Here is a 17,509-nt window from a genome sequence, read left to right as displayed (position 1 = left end):
ACCACATCGGGTCAACAGGGTCAGGTGAGGTACTGGGTCAGGCCGCGCTTGAGGTAGTGCCCGTGGCCGGCCCGTCCGTGGAACGCGCCGTCGCTCACCAGCACCGACCCCCGGGAGACGACGACGTCGACGTGGCCGTCGATCTCGTAGCCCTCCCAGGCCGAGTGGTCCATGTTCATGTGGTGCGTCTTGCCGACCCCGATGGACGTGTGGCCGGCGGGGTCGTAGACCACCAGGTCGGCGTCGGCGCCGGGCGCGATGACGCCCTTGGTGCCGTAGAGGCCGAACATCCGCGCCGGGGTGGTCGACGTCAGCTCGACCCAGCGCTCGAGGGTGATCTCGCCGGTCACCACGCCCTGGTAGAGCAGGTCCATCCGGTGCTCGATCGAGCCGATCCCGTTGGGGATGGCCCGGAAGTCGCCGCGGCCGAGCTCCTTCTGGTCCTTCATGCAGAACGGGCAGTGGTCGGTCGAGACCATCTGCAGGTCGTTGGTGCGCAACCCCTGCCACATGGCGTCCTGGTGGCCCTCGGCGCGTGAGCGCAGCGGCGTCGAGCAGACCCACTTGGCGCCCTCGAACTCGCCCCAGGTCGGGTCGCCGGTGGCGCCGAGCTGCTCCTCGAGCGAGAGGTAGAGGTACTGGGGGCAGGTCTCGCCGAACACGTTCTGCCCGCGGTCGCGGGCCGCGGCCAGCTGCTCGACGGCCTGCTTGGCGCTCACGTGGACGACGTACAGCGGTGAGCCGGTGAGGTCGGCCAGCATGATCGCGCGGTGGGTGGCCTCCTCCTCCATCTGCCAGGCCCGGGCGACGCCGTGGAAGTACGGCGTGGTCTTGCCCTGGTCGTAGAGCTGCTGGGCGAGGACGTCGATCGCGGGACCGTTCTCGGCGTGCATCATCGTCATCAGCCCCAGCTCGGCGGCCTTCTGCATCGCCCGCAGGATCTGGGCGTCGTCGGAGTAGAAGACCCCGGGGTAGGCCATGAACAGCTTGTAGCTGCTGATGCCCTCGTCGAGCAGCGTCTCCATCGCCTTGAGCGACTGCTCGTCGACGCCGCCGATGATCTGGTGGAAGCCGTAGTCGACGGCGCAGTTGCCGCGGGCCTTCTCGTGCCACGCCTCGAGCCCGGTCTCCACGGCCTCACCGGTCTTCTGCACCGCGAAGTCGATGATCGACGTCGTCCCGCCCCACGCCGCCGCGATCGTGCCGGTCTCGAAGGTGTCGCTGGCCTCGGTGCCGCCGAACGGCAGCTGCATGTGGGTGTGGGCGTCGATGCCACCCGGGACGACGTACTTGCCCGTCGCGTCGACGACCGTGTCGACCGACGCCGCCAGGTCGGTGCCGAGCAGCGTGGAGCCCGGCGCCAGCACCGCGACGATCTTCTCGCCGTCGACGAGGACGTCGGCCTGGGTGCGGCCGGTGGAGCTGACGACGGTGCCGCCGGTGATCAGCAGGGTGCTCATGCGATGGTCCTCTCCCCCACGGTGGTCGAGGAGGTTGCGCTAGCAACCGTCTCGAGGCCACCCGACCGTGCGAACCGGTGGTCTCGAGACGGTCGTGACCGACCTCCTCGACCAGCGTCGGTGGCGCTCATGCCTGGGCGATCGTGGCGTAGGAGTCGGGCCGGCGGTCGCGGTAGAACTGCCAGTCGTCGCGCATCTGCTGGACCAGGTCGAGGTCGAGGTCGCGGACGATCAGCTCCTCCTTCTCGCTCGACCCGAGCTCGCCGACGTGGTTGCCACGCGGGTCGATGACCTGGCTGGTGCCGTAGAACTCCACCGCGTCGGCGCCGTACTCGTTGTCCTCCAGGCCGACCCGGTTGGGCTGCAGCACGAAGTAGCCGTTGGCCACGGCCGCGCACGGACCCTCGACCTCCCAGAGCCGGTTGGAAAGCCCGGGCTTGGTGGCGTTGGGGTTGAAGACCATGTGGGCGCCGCCCAGGCCGAGCTCGCGCCAGCCCTCCGGGAAGTGCCGGTCGTAGCAGATGTAGACCCCGACCCGGCCGACCGCGGTCTCGAAGACCGGGTAGCCGAGGTTGCCGGGGCGGAAGTAGAACTTCTCGAAGAACTTCTCCAGCTGCGGGATGTGGTTCTTGCGGTACTTGCCGAGGATCGTGCCGTCGGCGTCGACCACGACCGCGGTGTTGTAGTAGACGCCGGTCTGCTCCTCCTCGTAGATCGGCAGCACGTGCACCATGCCGAGCTCCTTGGCCAGGGCCGCGAAGCGCTGCACGGTGGGGCCGTCGGCCGGCTCGGCGTAGCGGTAGTACTTCTGGTCCTGGGTGATCCCGAAGTAGGGCCCGTAGAACAGCTCCTGGAAGCACATCACCTGCGCGCCCTGGGCGGCCGCGTCGCGGGAGAACTGCTCGTGCTTGTCGAGCATCGACTCCTTGTCACCGGTCCAGGTGGTCTGGCTGATGGCGGCCTTCACGATCGTCAACGGGTCCTCCTCGGGGGCGTCGTAACTGTTATCGTGGGAGGTGAACATTTCGCCCTGATGACGCCCGTGTCAAGGACCTCGTGTGAATCTGGCCACACTCGACGACCGGACGCCCCGGGGGATCGCCGCTGCCGTCGGACGCGCCGTCCGCTCCGGCGAGCTGGCCGCCGGCGACCGGCTGCCGACCGTGCGCGACGTCGCCGCCGAGCTCGGCGTCTCGCCGGCGACGGTCAGCGCGGCCTGGTCAGCGCTGCGCCGGGCCGGCCTCGTCGAGGCCCGCGGGCGGGCCGGCACCTTCGTGCTCGAGCCGCCCTCCCCCCGGCTGAGCCCGCGGGTCGCGGGGCTCCGCGGGGCAGCCGACGACGGCGTACGCCTCGACCTGTCGCGGGGCACCCCCGACCCCGACCTGCTGCCCGACCTGGGGCCCGCGCTGCGCCGCGTCTCCGAGCGCGCGACGACGCCCGGCTACCAGGAGCAGCCGGTGGTGCCGGCCCTGCACGCCGAGCTCGTGGCCACCTGGCCGCACCCGGCCGAGACCATCACGGTGGTCGACGGGGCCACCGACGCCGTGGCCCGCGTGCTCGAGCAGGTGGTCTCCTACGGCGACCGCGTCGTGCTGGAGACGCCGGGCTTCCCGCCGTTCTTCGACCTCGTCGAGGCGCTCGGCGCCGAGGTGGTGCCGGTCGAGCTCGACGGCTCCGGCGTGCGGCCCGAGTCGATGCGTCGCGCGCTGGCCGCCGCCCCCGCCGCGGTGGTGCTCCAGCCGCGCGCCCACAACCCCACCGGGGTGTCGACGACGCCGGCGCGGGCCGAGTCGTTGGCACGGGTGCTGCGACGCGCGGCCGTCACCCCGTGGGTCGTCGAGGACGACCACTCCGGCGCCATCAGCACCGCCCCCGACGTGACGCTCGGCCGCTGGCTGCCCGACCGGGTCGTGCACGTGCGCTCGTTCTCCAAGACGCACGGTCCCGACCTGCGCGTGGCCGCCCTCGGCGGCCCGGCGGCGCTGGTCGACGGCCTCGTCGCCCGCCGGATGCTCGGCCCCGCCTGGACGTCGCGGATGATCCAGACGATCGTGCTCGACCTGCTCACCACCTCGCGGTCGATGGACGAGGTCGCCGAGGCGCGCCGGCAGTACTTCGGCCGTCAGTCGGCACTGGTCGCCGCGCTCGCCGCGCACGGCGTCGACCTGCCGACCCCCGACGGCATCAACCTGTGGCTCCCGGTGCACGACGAGCGGGCCGCCGTCCTCCACCTGGTCGCCGCCGGCATCCGGATCGCCGCCGGCACGCCGTTCCTCGCCTCGGGTTCGTCCGGCCAGTTCGTGCGGGTGACGTCGGGCCTGGTGCGGCCCGAGGACGCCGACGACGTCGCCGTGGCGCTGGCCGCGGCGGCGCGACGCTGACCCGACGGCACCGGCCCGGCCCCTCTGGTGAGGGACCGGGCCGGTGCGTGGTCGTGACGACCAGGGGTCAGGCGGGGAACGAGCCGCCCGAGGCGGCCAGGTCGCGCAGCCACGGGGTGGGCGTGAAGCGCTCGCCGTAGGTCGCGGCCAGCTCGTCGGCGCGCGCGACGAACGCCGTCAGGCCGATCTCGCCGTCGACGCCCTGGTAGCCGGTCATGAACTGCGCGGCACCACCGGTCATCGGCGGGAAGCCGATGCCCATGATCGAGCCGATGTTGGCCGCGGCGGCCGACTCGATCACGCCCTCCTCGAAGCACTTGGCGGTCTCGAGGGCCTCGGCGAACAGCATCCGGTCCTTCATGTCCTGGATCGGGATCTGCTGCTCCGCGGGCGGGAACAGCTCGGCCAGTCCGGGCCAGATGGTGGTGCGCCGGCCGTCCTCGTAGTCGTAGAACCCGGCGCCACGCAGGCGACCGGCGCGGCCGGCCTCGAGCATCCGGTCGACGACCGCGGTGCCGGGGTGCTCGACGTACGCCGACCCGTCGCGCTCGGCGGCCTCGCGGGTGGCCTTGGCGATCTTGGCCATCAGCTCGAGGTTGAGCTCGTCGGAGAGCTGCAGCACCGGGGCCGGGTAGCCGGCCTGGTTGGTGGCGCGCTCGATGCTCCACGGGTGGGTGCCCTCGGCGAGCATCGCCATGCCCTCGTTGACCATGAAGCCGATGACGCGCGAGGTGTAGAAGCCGCGGCTGTCGTTGACGACGATCGGGGTCTTCTTGATCTGCTGCACGACGTCGTAGGCCTTGGACAGCGCCACGTCGGAGGTCTTCTCGCCCTTGATGATCTCGACGAGCGGCATCTTGTCGACGGGGCTGAAGAAGTGCAGGCCGATGAAGTCGGCCGGGCGGTCGACGCCCTCGGCGAGCTCGGTGATCGGCAGGGTGCTGGTGTTGGAGCACAGCAGCGCGTCGGGGTTGACGTGCTCGGCGATCTCGGCGAACACCTTGTGCTTGAGCGAGGGGTCCTCGAAGACGGCCTCGATCACCAGGTCGCAGCCGGCCAGCGCGGCGGGGTCGGAGGTGGGGGTGATCCGCGCGAGCAGCTCGTCGGACTTCTCCTGGGTGAGCTTGCCGCGGCTGACGGCCTTCTCGTTGAGCTTCTCCGAGTAGGCCTTGCCCTGGGCGGCGTTCTCCTCCGAGACGTCCTTGAGCACGACCTCCATGCCGGCGCGGGCGCAGGAGTAGGCGATGCCGGCGCCCATCATGCCGGCGCCGAGGACGCCGACCTTGGTGGCCTTCCACGGCTCGATGCCCTGGGGGCGCAGCTTGCCGGAGTTGATCGCCTGCAGGTCGAAGAAGAACGCCTGGATCATGTTCTTCGAGCCCTGGTTGACGACCAGGTTGGTCAGGTAGCGGCTCTCGATGCGCGAGGCGGTGTCGAAGTCGCGGCTGGCGCCCTCGACGGCGGCGCTGAGGATCGCGCGAGCGGCGGGGTAGACCGCGCCCTTGGTCTGCTTGCGCAGCAGCGCCGGGAACGCCGGCAGGAACGCCGCCAGCGCGGGGCTCTTGGGCGATCCGCCGGGCATCTTGTAGCCCTTGACGTCCCACGGGTTCTGCGAGGCCTCGGGGTTGGCCTTGATCCACGCCTTGGCGGCCGGGACCAGCTCGTCGCGGGTGGCGACGACCTCGTCGACCAGGCCCTGCTTCAGCGCGTCGGCCGGCTTGAACTGCTTGCCCTCCAGGAGCACGGTCATCAGGCCGTCCTGCAGGCCGAACTTGCGCACGATCCGGGTCACGCCGCCACCACCGGGCAGCAGGCCGAGGCTCACCTCGGGCAGGCCGACGACGGCCTTGGGGTCGTCGACGACGATCCGGTGGTTGGTGGCGAGCGTGATCTCGTAGCCGCCGCCGAGGGCCGCGCCGTTGATGGCGGCCACGACTGGCTTGGGCAGCTTCTCCAGGCGGCGCAGGGCCGCCTTGACCCGCTCGGCGAGGGCGAAGACGTCGGCGGCGTCGTCGGGCGTCGCCTCGACCATGTTGCGGAGGTCGCCGCCGGCGAAGAAGGTCTTCTTGGCGCTGGCGACGACGACGCCGGTCACGGCGTCCTCGTCGGCGGCCAGCTCGTCGTACAGCCGCTCGACGGCCGCGGCCATCGAGTCGATGTAGAGGTGGTTCATCGTGTTGGCCGACTGGTGCGGGTCGTCCAGGGTCAGGGTGACGATGCCGTCGGCGTCCTTGTCGTAGCGGACGGCGGTCTGGGTCTCGGGTGCGGTGGCGCTCATGTGGTGGGTGGTTCCTGTCTCGGGCTCAGGTCAGTGGCTCGGGTCGGCGGGCACGCTGCGGGGTCTCGACGCGGGCTCGCTGACGCTCGCCCGGCTCGACCACCGTCGGGTCAGACGATCTCGACGATGGTCGCGATGCCCATGCCGCCGCCGACGCAGAGCGTGGCGAGTCCGCGCTTCTGGTCGCGGCGGACCAGCTCGTCGATGAGCGTGCCGAGGATCATCGCGCCGGTGGCGCCGAGGGGGTGGCCCATGGCGATGGCGCCGCCGTTGACGTTGGTGATCTCGTCGGTGATGCCCATGTCGCGCATGAAACGCATCGCGACGGCGGCGAACGCCTCGTTGATCTCGAACAGGTCGATGTCCTTGGTCTCCAGCCCGGCCTTGGCCAGCGCCTTGCGGGCGGCGGGGGCGGGACCAGTGAGCATGATCGTCGGGTCGGCGCCGCTGACGGCCATCGAGACGATGCGCGCGCGGGGGGTCAGGCCGAGCTCGCGGCCGATCTCCTCGGTGCCGATCGCCATCAGCGCGGCCCCGTCGACGATGCCGGAGGAGTTGCCGGCGTGGTGGACGTGGTCGATCTTCTCGATCCAGTGGTACTTCTCCAGCGCGACGTCGTCGAAGCCGGCGTCCTGGCCGATCTGGGCGAAGCTCGGCTTGAGGCCGGCCAGGCCCTCGACGCTGGTGTCGGGGCGGATCGTCTCGTCGTGGTCGAGCACGGTCAGGCCGCTGAGGTCGCGCACCGGGACGACCGAGTCGGCGAAGTAGCCGTTGGCCCACGCCTTGGCGGCCCGGTGGTGCGACTCGGCGGCGTAGGTGTCGACGTCCTCGCGGCTCCAGCCCTCGATGGTGGCGATCAGGTCGGCGCCGATCCCCTGCGGGACGAAGCCGGTGGTGAGCGCGGTGGCCGGGTCCTGCGCCCACGCGCCGCCGTCGGAGCCCATCGGCACGTTGGACATCGACTCGACGCCGCCCGCGAGGATCAGGTCCTCCATGCCACCGCGGATGCGGCCGGCGGCCTGGTTGACGGCCTCGAGGCCGGAGGCGCAGAAGCGGTTGAGCTGCACGCCGGCGACCGTCTCGGGGTAGCCGGCGGTCAGCGCGGCGGTCTTGGCGATGTCGCCACCCTGCTCGCCGACGGGCGTGACGACACCGAGGACGACGTCGTCGACCCGGTGCGGGTCGAGGCCGGGGTTGCGGGTGCGGACCTCCTCGAGGAGGCCGACGATGAGGTCGACGGGCTTGACCTCGTGGAGCGAGCCCGCGGCCTTGCCCTTGCCGCGCGGGGTGCGCAGGTGGTCGTACACGAATGCTTCTGCCATGACCGTCCTTGGTGTCTCGTGGTGTGGTGCGGTGTGTCCCGGTTGCGTGGACACGATTGTGACACCAATACTGTCACTATCGTCAAGGTGCGACCGTGCCGGACGCCGGGTGAGAGGAGTCACGTCCCGTGGGTGAGGTGAGCGACCTGCTGACCCTCGACGAGCTCTGCTCGCGGGTGGGTCTGTCGGTGCGCAACGTCCGCTTCTACACCACCCGCGGGCTCGTCCCGCCGCCCATCCGGCGCGGCCGCTCGGGCTACTACACCGCCCAGCACGTGGCGCGCCTGGAGCTGGTGCAGGAGCTGCAGGCCCACGGCTTCACGCTGTCCGCGATCGAGCGGTACGTCGCCGCGCTCCCCGACGACGCCGAGCCCGAGGACATCGCGCTCGCGCGCACGATGCTCGCGCCCTGGCAGGCCGACCTGCCGGTCGACATGGAGCGCGACGAGCTCGAGCAGCGGGCCGGCCGCGCGCTGTCGGAGGAGGACGTCGCGACGCTGGTCGCGCTCGGCGTCGTACGACGACGGGGCGAGCGGTTCCTGGTCGCGCGCACCCAGCTCGGCCTGGGGTTGCGGCTGCTCGACCTCGGCTTCCCGCGCGAGGTCGCCGAGGCGGCCCGTGCGGTCTACCACGACCACGGCCGGCAGATGGCCGAGGAGCTCTACCGGGTGATCGTCGAGCAGCTCGCGCCGCGCTACGGCGCCGACGACTCCGAGCGGTTCCAGGAGGTCATGGAGCGGCTCAAGCCGCTCTCGGTCGGCGGGCTCGTCACGGCGTACGAGAACGCCGTCGCCAAGGCCGCTCGCGGCGCCACCCGGCCCTGACACCACGCTGACCCGTCGTACATGTGCGACGGGTCAGCGTGAAAACGACGTCGACCCGTCGTACATGTACGACGGGTCGGCGTGGGGGAGTGGGTCAGCGGCGGCCGGAGAAGCCGGCGGCGGAGTGGCTGCCGCCCGACGACGACGGCGCGCCGGCACCGGTACGACGGCGTCCGCCACCGCGCGAGCCGGAGCCCGAGGCGGCCGGCTTGGCGCCACCGCCACGCGACGACGACTGCTTGGGCGCACCGCCCGGGCGACCGCCGCCGGAGCGACCGCCACCACCGGAACGACCGCGACCGCCACCGCCGCCACCGCCGCCGGAGCGCTGCGGGCGCTCGTCGGGGGTGACGACCTCGTAGCCGCCGGGCACCAGCACCCGCTCGCCGGGGGCGAGCACGGTGAGCACCGGGTGGGAGGAGCCGGACATCTTGGTGAGCGTCGGGTGGATGCCGGCGGCCCGGGTGAGCTGGCGCACGTCGCGCACCTGGTCGTCGGTCATCAGGGTGACGACGGTGCCGGCGGCGCCGGCGCGGGCGGTGCGGCCCGAGCGGTGCAGGTAGGCCTTGTGCTCGGTGGGCGGGTCGGCGTGGATGACGAGCGCGACGTCGTCGACGTGGATGCCGCGGGCCGCGATGTCGGTAGCGACCAGGGTGGTGGCCTTGCCGGAGTGGAACGCCTCCATGTTGCGGGTGCGGGCGTTCTGGCTCAGGTTGCCGTGCAGGTCGACGGCCGTGACGCCACTCTTGTTGAGCTGGCGGGCCAGGGCCTTGGCGCCGTGCTTGGTGCGGGTGAAGACCACGGTGCGGCCGGGGGCCGAGGTGAGGTCGACCAGGACCTGGACGCGGTGCTCACGGGCGAGGTGCAGCACGTGGTGGTCCATCTTGGCGACCGGCGACTGCGCCGAGTCGGCCTCGTGGACGACCGGCTGGTTGAGGAACTTCTTGACCAGCACGTCGATGGCGCCGTCGAGCGTGGCCGAGAACAGCAGGCGCTGGCCCGAGCGGGGCGTGGCGTCGAGCAGGCGGCGTACGGCGGGCAGGAAGCCGAGGTCGGCCATGTGGTCGGCCTCGTCGAGGATGGTGACCTCGACGGAGCCGAGCGAGCAGTGGCCCTGCTGGATCAGGTCCTCGAGCCGGCCGGGGCAGGCCAGCACGATGTCGACGCCGCGCCGCAGGCCGGCGACCTGCGGGTTCTGGCCGACGCCGCCGAAGATGGTCTGCGTGGTCAGGCCGGTCGCCTGCGCCAGGGGGATCAGGGCCTCCTGGATCTGGCCGACGAGCTCACGGGTCGGGGCCAGGATCAGCGCGCGCGGCTTGCCGGCGGCGGGGCGCTTGCCCGACTGCACGAGGCGGGTCACGAGCGGGAGCAGGAAGGCGTAGGTCTTGCCGGAGCCGGTGCGGCCGCGGCCGAGCACGTCGCGCCCGGCCATCGAGTCGGGCAGCGTCGCGGCCTGGATCGGGGTGGGGACGGTGATGCCCTTCGCGGTCAGGATCGAGACGAGCTCGTCCGGCACGAAGAGGTCGGAGAAGGAAGGAACAGAAGGAGCAGTAGTCACAGAGAAGTCACTCACGTTGGTGTGTCTCACCAAGCTGTCCCGCCGGCGGCGGGAGGAGTAGCGGGTGCCTCACGAGGAGGGGCGCGGGCGGAGGCCTGCGCGGGAGCCCGAGGCAAGACTGGACGGGCTGCTGTGGACAACTGTACCGATCCGGGCGGCGATCCCCCGCATCGTGGGACGTGCCGCCGCTCACACGGGGACCGGGCAATGCCGCCGTCGGGGTGAGCGCCAGGTCCTCGCGGCTCCCTAGGCTGGGCGGATGCGTGTACTGGTGACCGGCGCCACCGGCTTCGTCGGCCGCCGCCTGACCCCCGTCCTGGTCGAGCGCGGTCTCGAGGTGCGCGCGATGACGCGCCACCCCGACGACTACGACGGTCCCGGTGACGGGGTGTACGGCGACGTGGAGGACGTCGAGGCGCTGCGCCAGGCCCTCGACGGCGTCGAGGTCGCGGTCTACATGGTGCACTCCCTCGACGACGACGACTTCGAGCGCAAGGACGCCGAGGCGGCCGAGACGTTCGGCCGTGTCGCGGCCGAGTGTGGGGTGCGGCAGGTCGTCTACCTCGGCGGCCTCGGGGCCGAGGACGACGAGCTGTCCCCCCATCTGCGCTCGCGACGGGAGGTCGAGACCCGCCTCGGGAAGGGCGGGGTGCCGGTGACCGTGCTGCGCGCCGCGATCGTGGTCGGAGCGGGCGGGATCTCCTGGGAGCTCACCCGACAGCTGGTCAAGAACCTGCCGGCGATGGTGGTGCCCAAGTGGGTCAACACCAAGACGCAGCCGATCGCCATCGACGACGTCGTGCGCTACCTCGACGGCGTCATCGGCAACGAAGAGGCCTTCGGCAGGGTCCTGGAGATCGGCGGGCCGGAGCAGCTGACCTACCTCGAGATGATGCAGCAGGCCGCGCAGGTGATCCTGGGCCGGCGGCTGCCGATCGTCACGGTGCCGCTGCTGACGCCGTCGCTGTCGTCGCACTGGATCGCGCTGGTCACCGACGTCGACACCACGACGGCCAAGAACCTCATCGACTCGATGGCCACCGAGGTCGTCGTCACCGACGACTCGGCGCGCGACCTCGTGCCGGGCGAGACGCTGTCGTACGTCGAGGCCGTGCGCCGCGCGGTCGAGGAGTCGGGCGGAACCGACAAGTCCGGCAAGTCCTCGGCGGCCTCGCGCGCCAAGCGCTGAGCGAGGCCCTCGATCGGGGCTCAGACCCCGAAGATCGCCGGCAGTGCGAACAGCATGGCCAGCGACCACGTGCAGTGGGTGATGATCGGCGCCAGGATCCCGCCGGACGCGCGGCGCTGCAGTCCGACCAGGACGCCGAGCAGCACGGCCGCGAAGGCCAGCATCACGTTGCCGGTGGCGGCCGTGGCGATCGTGTAGGCGATCGTCGTCCAGAGCACCGGGTGGCGCGGGATGGCGGCGTACGCGGCCCCCCGGAAGAACAGCTCCTCGGCGACGCCGTTGACGGCGGTCACCACGACGAGCACCGGGAGGTACCCCTCGCTGGCGAACCCCAGGACGTTGCGGATCTGCTCGGCCAGCGGGTCGATCTCGCGCACCACCAGCGCGCCGGCGGCGAAGACGCCGGCCAGCACCGCGCCGATGAGGAGGGGTTGGAGCACCGGCCGCGCCGGCACGTCCTTCACCGTGATCCGGCCGAGGTGGATCGGTCCGCTCGCGAACGCGCCCACGGTCCAGACCCCGGCGAGGAGCAGCGACGTCAGCACGAACGCGGTGCTGCCCTGCTCGAGCCGGAGGAGCACGCCGAGCACGACCGCGCCGATCACCACGAACGCGGCGGTCACCAGCTGGCGTCGACGCAGCTGCTGCGGCGTCATCTTCTGGTCGCGGGGGACGACGTCCCACAGCGACCGCTGCACCCACTGCCTCACGCTCTGCCCCTCAGCACGTCCGCACCCCAGCACTCACCCCTCGCGCGCACGGCGGCGGCGAGGGGTGGGGCGTCACTCGTTGGTCGGTGGAACAGGTGACTACTTGGTCAGGCCGTCCTTGACGTCCTTGGCGGCGTCCTTGACCTTGTCGGCGCCCTGCTTGACCTTGGCCTCGGACTGGTCGCCCTTGCCCTCGGACTCGAGCTTGTCGTCGCCCGTCAGCTTGCCGGCGCCCTCCTTGAGCTTGCCGCCCAGCTCGTCGGACTTGTGGTCGATCTTGTCATCGGTACCCATGACCCCACTGCACCACGGGCCGCCTGACGGGGCCTCACCCCTCAGGACCGGGCATCCGTGGGACGGGTCACAGCGCTCGCGGCGAGGTCAGGCGAACGCCAGCACCCCGTCGTCGATCGTGCCGCGGCGGATGGTGCGCACGTCGACGTAGTAGTTCTGCTTCAACGCCCAGGGCGCCCGGTCGCCCTGACGGGGCAGCCCGTCGAGGGCGCGCTGGACGTAGCCGGACGCCAGGTCCATGAACGGCCGCTCGCCGACGGTCTCGTCCTTGACCGGGACGACCGACCGCTTGCCGTGCTCGTCCATGTGCGCCAGGAGGCGGACGACGTAGTCGCCGACCAGGTCGGCCTTGAGCGTCCACGAGGCGTTGGTGTAGCCGATGGTGAAGACGAAGTTGGGGATGCCGCTGACCATCAGGCCCTTGTAGGTCATGGTCTCGCTGGGCCGGAACGGCTCGCCGTCGACGGTGACGTCGATGCCGCCGAACAGCTTGAGCTTCAGGCCGGTGGCGCTGACGATGATGTCGGCGGCGAGCTCGCGGCCCGAGGCGAGCCGGATGCCGGTCTCGGTGAACGTCTCGATCCGGTCGGTCACGATGTCGGCCCGGCCCGAGCGCAGCGCGCGGAACAGGTCGGAGTTGGGCACGACGCAGAGCCGCTGGTCCCACACGTCGTACGGCGGCTGGAAGTGCTCGTCGTAGGACATCCCCTCAGGCAGCTGCCGCTCGGTGAAGCGGCGCACGAGCTTCTTCGACACCGCGGGCACGCGCTGCGCGAGCTGGTAGTTGGCGACGAGCTTGGCGATGTTGGCGGCGCGGACGACCGGGTAGCTGACCTTGGTCGGCAGGCGGCGCAGCGCGACCGCGAGCGGGTCCTTGCTCGGCTGCGGGAGGATGTACGTCGGCGTCCGCTGCAGCATCGTGACCGAGCCGGCGGTGGGCGCCATCGACGGCACCAGGGTGACGGCGGTGGCGCCGGAGCCGATGACGACGACGTCCTTGCCGGCGTAGTCGAGGTCCTCGGGCCAGAACTGCGGGTGGACGACCTGGCCGCCGGCCGCCTCGAACTCCTCGCGCCCGGGGAAGACGGGCGCGTGCCCGGTCTCGTAGTCGTAGTAGCCGGTGGCGCCCCACAGGAAGCCCGCCGTCATGGTGAGCTCGGCGCCGTCGTGGTCGATCGTGACCGTCCACCGCGCGGCCTCGCTGTCCCAGCTCGCGGCCGTCACCCGGTAGCGGTAGCGGATGAGCTTGTCGACGCCGTACTCCTCGGCGACGGTGCGCAGGTAGTCGAGGATCAGGCCGCCGTCGGCGAGCGCGGTGTCGCTCGGCCACGGGCGCCACTGGTAGCCGAAGGTGAACATGTCGGAGTCGGACCGGATGCCGGGGTAGCGGAACAGGTCCCACGTGCCGCCGCTGGCCTCGCGCCCCTCGAGCAGCGCGACCGTGCGGTCGGGGTGGCCGGTCTTCAGCTGGCACGCGGCTCCGATGCCGCTCAGGCCGGCGCCGACGATGAGGACGTCGACGTGCTCAGGGGTGCTCATGCTCCTACCGTAGATCCTTATTGACGGATGTTCAACAGGAGTCCGGAGGGAACCGGGTGAGATGGCTCGCCGTTCAGGACGGCGGCAGCACCCGGCGCAGGAAGGTGCGGGTGCGCTCCTCGCGGGGCTCGGTGAAGATCTGCTCGGGGGTGCCCTGCTCGAGGATCCGGCCCTCGTGGAGGAAGCAGACCTCGGTGGCCACCTCGCGGGCGAAACCCATCTCGTGGGTGGCCAGCACCATCGTCGTGCCCTCCTCGGCGAGCCGGCGGACGATGGTCAGCACCTCGCCGACCAGCTCGGGGTCGAGCGCCGCGGTGATCTCGTCGAGCAGGAGCAGGCGGGGGCGCGTGCACAGCGCCCGCACCAGGGCGACGCGCTGCTGCTGGCCACCGGAGAGGCGGTCGGGGTGCTTGTCGACGTGCGCGTCGAGCCCGAACTCGCCGAGCAGGGCCCGCGCCCGCTCCTCGGCGTCCGCCCGGCTGAGACCGTGCACCTGCCGGGGCGCGAGGGTGCAGTTGTCGAGCACGGACAGGTGCGGGAAGAGGTTGTAGGCCTGGAAGACCATCCCGACGTGCCGGCGCACCTTGCGGGGGTCGACCCGGGGGTCGGAGATCTCGCGACCCTCGAACCGGATGACGCCGTCGTCGATCTGCTCGAGCAGGTCGAGGCAGCGCAGCAGGGTCGACTTGCCCGAGCCCGACGAGCCGATCAGGCAGATGACGTCGTGCGGGCGCACCGTGAGCGAGACGTCGTCGAGGACGATGCGGTCGCCGTAGGCCTTGCGCAGCCCCTCGACCTCCAGGAGGGGTGCCTCGCCCCCGCTCACCGGGCACCCGCCTGCTCGCGGCGCAGCGACCGGCGGCCGAGCCAGTCGGTGAACCGGGCCAGGGGGATCGTCACGGCCACGAAGAAGACCGCCACGACGACGTACGGCGTGTAGTTGAAGTTGTAGGCGGCGTAGTCGCGCGCGGCGTAGACGGCGTCGAAGACCGCGACGGAGGAGACCAGCGCGGTGTCCTTCTGCAGCGACACGAAGTCGTTGAGCAGCGGCGGCGCGACCCGGCGCACGGCCTGGGGCACCACCACGTGGCGCATCGTCTGGCCGCGGCTCAGCGCGAGTGCCTCGGCGCTCGCGACCTGGGAGGGGTGGATGGAGTCGATGCCGGCGCGGTAGACCTCGGCGACGTAGGCGCCGTAGGAGAGCACCAGCGCGACCCCGGCCCAGACGTAGCCGCTGGTCGGCATCCCCTGCAGCTGCAGTGCGGGCATCCCGTAGCCGAGCATCAGGACCAGCAGGATGGTCGGGATGCCGCGGAAGAGGTCCACGTAGACCACGGCGAGGAGGCGGAGCGGCGCGAGCAGCGGGGTCCGGGCCGTGCGGGCCAGCGCCACGAGCAGGCCGAGCACGAGGATGACGGCCTCGCACACCAGGAACAGCCGCACGTTGAGCCAGAAGCCGTCCCGGATCGCCGGGAACGCGTCGCGGGCGTGGCCGGCGTCGAAGAAGGTCGCCGTGAACCGGTCCCAGCCGGGCGAGGTGATCAGCACGATCGCGAGCACGCCGAGGACGACGAGGACCGCCGCCGAGGCGACCAGCAGCGAGACGGTGCGCTGGGTGCGACGCACGCGCCGTCGCTCGAGCTCGCGGGCGCTCGGCGTCCAACCCGGCGGGCCGCCGCCCGTCGGGGACTTGTGGTCTCTCACGCGTCGTCGATGACGGTCAGGACAGCTCGGGGACGTCGACGACGTCGGAGAGCCACTGCTGCTCGAGCTCGTCGAGGGTGCCGTCCTCGCGGAGCGTCGTGATCGCCTGGTCGACGCACGGCAGCAGGTCGCTGCCCTTCTCCAGGAGCAGGCCAAACTCCTCCTGGTCGCCGGTCTCCGGCTGGAACTGGCCGACGATCGTGCTCCCCTCGATCTCGACCGCGCTGATGTAGAACGCCGTGGGCAGGTCGGCGAGGATCGCGTCGACCTGGCCGTTCTCGAGCGCCTGCTTGGCCGCGTTGGTGTCCTCGAACACCAGCGGCTCGCTGCCCGGGTCGATGACGTCACGGATCGCGGTGAGCGACGTCGTCCCGGTCTGGGCGCCGAGGTCGTAGTCGGCGAGCTCGGCGATGCTGGTCACGTCGGCGATGGGCGAGCCCTCGAGCGTGACGACGGCCTGGGCGGCGGAGTAGTAGCCCTGCGAGAAGTCGACGACCTCGGCCCGCTCCGGCGTGATCGAGATCTGGTTGATGTCGAAGTCGAACTGCTTCTCACCGGGCGCGTAGGAGGAGTTGAACGGCACCGTCACCCAGCTGACCTGGTCCTCGGCGAACCCGAGCTCGTCGGCCACGGCGTAGGCCACGGCCGACTCGAAGCCCTCGCCGTTGGTCGGGTCGTCGCCGACGAACCACGGCTCGAACGCCGGCGAGTCGGTGCCGATCGTGAGCTGGCCCGGGGACTTCAGGGCGAGCGACTCGGGGGCGCACGCCTCGGCGTCGGGGGTGCTGCCGCTGGAGGAGTCCTGGGCGTCGGGCTCGTCGTCCTCGACCGGCGCGCAGGCGAGGACGCCGAGCAGGACGGGCAGGGTCACGAGCGCGGTACGACGACGGTGCATGAGCCCGATCGTAGAGCCGTGACGCAGGCCACGAGGCCGCGCGGTCAGGCCTGGACGGCGACCCCGCGCTCGAGCAGGCCGTCGACGTCGGCGACGCCCCAGGCCGTCAGCGCGGCGCGCGTGTGCTCGCCGGGCCCCGGCGGCGGCCAGGACAGCGAGGCCTCGGTGCGCGAGAACCGGGGCGCCGGCACCGGCTGGGTCATCCCGTCCTTCTCGACGAACGTGCCGCGGGCGACCAGGTGCGGGTGCTCCACCGCCTCGCTGATCGGCACGATCCCGGCGACGCAGGCGTCGGTGCCCTCGAAGACCTCGATCCACTCGGCCTGCGTCCGCGAGGCGAACTGCTCGGTCAGGACGGCGCGCATCTCGTCGTACCGGTCGAGGTCGGCCTGCCCGGGGCAGGTCTCCTCGACCCCGAGCGTGGTGACGAGGGCGTCGAAGAACTGGGGCTCGAGGGACCCGACGCTCATGTGCTTGCCGTCGGAGGTCTCGTAGACGTCGTAGAACGGGACGCCGCCGTCGAGCAGGTTGGCGGCGCGCTCCTCGGTGTAGCCGCCGCTGTTGGCGAAGGCGTTGGTCATCGCGTTGAGGTGGGCGGTGCCGTCGACGATCGCGGCGTCCACCACCTGGCCCTGCCCGGACACCTTCGACTCGAGCAGCGCGGCCAGGATCCCGATGACGAGGTACGTCGACCCACCGCCGAAGTCGCCCACCAGGTTGGCCGGGAAGTGCGGCCGGGCCTTGTCCTGGCCGAGGCCGAACAGCGCGCCGGTGATGGCGATGTAGTTCATGTCGTGCCCGGCCGACTGGGCGAGCGGGCCCGTCTGGCCCCAGCCGGTCATCCGGCCGTAGACCAGGCGGGGGTTGACCGCGTGGCAGTCGTCGGGACCGAGGCCGAGGCGCTCGGTGACGCCCGGTCGCATCCCCTCCACGAGCACGTCGGCGTCGCGGACCAGCGCCAGGACGACGTCGCGGGCCTCGGGGTTCTTCAGGTCGAGGGCGACGCTGGGCCGGCCGCGGTTGAGCAGCATCGTCGTCCCGCCGGCCAGCGCCTGCCCGCCCGGCCGCTCCACCCGGATCACGTCGGCGCCGAGGTCGGCCAGGATCATGCACGCGTGCGGGCCCGGCCCGATGCCCGCGATCTCGACGACCCGCACGCCGCGCAGCGGCCCGGTGCCCCGACCCAGCTCGACGGTGGCCTCTGCCTGCTCGCTCATGGCGGCGATCCTGCCACGACGTTGCCAGTCTTGCTGTCACGGTCCGCCGGGATACTTCGTGACGTCATCAACGTCGGACCGGCCTCGGCACGTCGATCACGTCACGGAGTATCCCGGCGCGGCCCCGGCACTACGGTC

Annotated in this window: 15 protein-coding genes; 3 read left to right on the top strand and 12 right to left on the bottom strand. The window is 71.6% G+C overall.

Translation table 11 applies throughout. The features are described 5' to 3' along the window. Positions 1-20 precede the first annotated feature (20 nt). Both hydA and AC4MBH_RS17005 read right to left on the bottom strand, forming a co-directional pair. Positions 21-1,460 (bottom strand): dihydropyrimidinase, encoded by a 1,440-nt coding sequence (gene hydA / locus AC4MBH_RS17010; protein ID WP_491796267.1) that lies wholly within the window; start codon positions 1,458-1,460, stop codon positions 21-23. 127 nt (positions 1,461-1,587) lie between these two features. Continuing rightward, positions 1,588-2,427 carry a nitrilase-related carbon-nitrogen hydrolase gene (locus tag AC4MBH_RS17005; protein WP_491796499.1) on the bottom strand — a complete coding sequence of 280 codons (840 nt, stop codon included), beginning with the start codon at positions 2,425-2,427 and terminating at the stop codon, positions 1,588-1,590. Between the two features lie 91 nt (positions 2,428-2,518). Here AC4MBH_RS17005 and AC4MBH_RS17000 point away from each other — a divergent pair, with 91 nt between their 5' ends. Beyond that, positions 2,519-3,841 (top strand): aminotransferase class I/II-fold pyridoxal phosphate-dependent enzyme, encoded by a 1,323-nt coding sequence (locus AC4MBH_RS17000; RefSeq protein WP_491796265.1) that lies wholly within the window; start codon positions 2,519-2,521, stop codon positions 3,839-3,841. A 67-nt stretch (positions 3,842-3,908) separates the two neighbouring features. On the opposite strand, the gene AC4MBH_RS16995 is transcribed toward AC4MBH_RS17000, so the two are convergent. Next, positions 3,909-6,119 carry a 3-hydroxyacyl-CoA dehydrogenase NAD-binding domain-containing protein gene (locus AC4MBH_RS16995; protein WP_491796263.1) on the bottom strand — a complete coding sequence of 737 codons (2,211 nt, stop codon included), beginning with the start codon at positions 6,117-6,119 and terminating at the stop codon, positions 3,909-3,911. A 110-nt stretch (positions 6,120-6,229) separates the two neighbouring features. Continuing rightward, a complete protein-coding gene (locus AC4MBH_RS16990; protein WP_491796261.1) occupies positions 6,230-7,441 on the bottom strand; it encodes an acetyl-CoA C-acetyltransferase in 1,212 nt (403 codons plus the stop codon). Positions 7,442-7,569: 128 nt separating this feature from the next. Between AC4MBH_RS16990 and AC4MBH_RS16985 the strand changes: the two genes are divergently transcribed. After that, positions 7,570-8,265, top strand: coding sequence for a MerR family transcriptional regulator (locus tag AC4MBH_RS16985; RefSeq protein ID WP_491796259.1), 696 nt, complete (start codon positions 7,570-7,572; stop codon positions 8,263-8,265). A 94-nt stretch (positions 8,266-8,359) separates the two neighbouring features. Here AC4MBH_RS16985 and AC4MBH_RS16980 read toward each other — a convergent pair whose 3' ends face one another. Beyond that, the gene (locus tag AC4MBH_RS16980; protein ID WP_491796257.1) at positions 8,360-9,838 is read right to left on the bottom strand and encodes a DEAD/DEAH box helicase; all 1,479 of its coding nucleotides are present in this window, start codon (positions 9,836-9,838) and stop codon (positions 8,360-8,362) included. A 244-nt stretch (positions 9,839-10,082) separates the two neighbouring features. Here AC4MBH_RS16980 and AC4MBH_RS16975 point away from each other — a divergent pair, with 244 nt between their 5' ends. Further along, positions 10,083-11,012 (top strand): NAD(P)H-binding protein, encoded by a 930-nt coding sequence (locus AC4MBH_RS16975; protein WP_491796256.1) that lies wholly within the window; start codon positions 10,083-10,085, stop codon positions 11,010-11,012. A 20-nt stretch (positions 11,013-11,032) separates the two neighbouring features. Here AC4MBH_RS16975 and AC4MBH_RS16970 read toward each other — a convergent pair whose 3' ends face one another. The 7 genes from AC4MBH_RS16970 to AC4MBH_RS16940 all read right to left on the bottom strand — a co-directional run bounded on the left by AC4MBH_RS16970 (position 11,033) and on the right by AC4MBH_RS16940 (position 17,371). After that, positions 11,033-11,722, bottom strand: coding sequence for a CPBP family intramembrane glutamic endopeptidase (locus AC4MBH_RS16970; protein WP_491796254.1), 690 nt, complete (start codon positions 11,720-11,722; stop codon positions 11,033-11,035). A 99-nt stretch (positions 11,723-11,821) separates the two neighbouring features. After that, the gene (locus tag AC4MBH_RS16965) at positions 11,822-12,016 is read right to left on the bottom strand and encodes a CsbD family protein (protein WP_491796252.1); all 195 of its coding nucleotides are present in this window, start codon (positions 12,014-12,016) and stop codon (positions 11,822-11,824) included. 87 nt (positions 12,017-12,103) lie between these two features. After that, on the bottom strand, positions 12,104-13,555 hold the full coding sequence (locus tag AC4MBH_RS16960; RefSeq protein WP_491796250.1) for a flavin-containing monooxygenase: 1,452 nt from the start codon (positions 13,553-13,555) through the stop codon (positions 12,104-12,106). A 73-nt stretch (positions 13,556-13,628) separates the two neighbouring features. After that, positions 13,629-14,381, bottom strand: a complete 753-nt coding sequence (locus tag AC4MBH_RS16955) for an amino acid ABC transporter ATP-binding protein (protein WP_491796249.1) — start codon at positions 14,379-14,381, stop codon at positions 13,629-13,631. Beyond that, positions 14,378-15,259 carry an amino acid ABC transporter permease gene (locus AC4MBH_RS16950; RefSeq protein ID WP_491796247.1) on the bottom strand — a complete coding sequence of 294 codons (882 nt, stop codon included), beginning with the start codon at positions 15,257-15,259 and terminating at the stop codon, positions 14,378-14,380. Before AC4MBH_RS16950 ends, AC4MBH_RS16955 begins: the two co-directional genes overlap by 4 nt. Positions 15,260-15,275: 16 nt before the next feature. Further along, complete coding sequence (locus AC4MBH_RS16945) at positions 15,276-16,154, bottom strand: ABC transporter substrate-binding protein (RefSeq protein WP_491796245.1); 879 nt, start codon at positions 16,152-16,154, stop codon at positions 15,276-15,278. A gap of 44 nt (positions 16,155-16,198) precedes the next feature. Beyond that, entirely contained in the window at positions 16,199-17,371 is a 1,173-nt protein-coding gene (locus tag AC4MBH_RS16940; protein ID WP_491796243.1) for a CaiB/BaiF CoA transferase family protein, read from the bottom strand. Positions 17,372-17,509: the final 138 nt, after the last annotated feature.

Source organism: Nocardioides sp. WJ219, assembly GCF_058559815.1.
This window is presented reverse-complemented; position numbering and strand designations above follow the sequence as displayed.

What these genes read in the sequence shown, in the direction of transcription:
- hydA (WP_491796267.1), bottom strand. Translation starts at nt 1,460, where the DNA reads ATGAGCACCCTGCTGATCACCGGCGGCACCGTCGTCAGCTCCACCGGC.
- AC4MBH_RS16995 (WP_491796263.1), bottom strand. Translation starts at nt 6,119, where the DNA reads ATGAGCGCCACCGCACCCGAGACCCAGACCGCCGTCCGCTACGACAAG.
- AC4MBH_RS16990 (WP_491796261.1), bottom strand. Translation starts at nt 7,441, where the DNA reads ATGGCAGAAGCATTCGTGTACGACCACCTGCGCACCCCGCGCGGCAAG.
- AC4MBH_RS16975 (WP_491796256.1), top strand. Translation starts at nt 10,083, where the DNA reads ATGCGTGTACTGGTGACCGGCGCCACCGGCTTCGTCGGCCGCCGCCTG.
- AC4MBH_RS16965 (WP_491796252.1), bottom strand. Translation starts at nt 12,016, where the DNA reads ATGGGTACCGATGACAAGATCGACCACAAGTCCGACGAGCTGGGCGGC.
- AC4MBH_RS16960 (WP_491796250.1), bottom strand. Translation starts at nt 13,555, where the DNA reads ATGAGCACCCCTGAGCACGTCGACGTCCTCATCGTCGGCGCCGGCCTG.
- AC4MBH_RS16945 (WP_491796245.1), bottom strand. Translation starts at nt 16,154, where the DNA reads ATGCACCGTCGTCGTACCGCGCTCGTGACCCTGCCCGTCCTGCTCGGC.
- AC4MBH_RS16940 (WP_491796243.1), bottom strand. Translation starts at nt 17,371, where the DNA reads ATGAGCGAGCAGGCAGAGGCCACCGTCGAGCTGGGTCGGGGCACCGGG.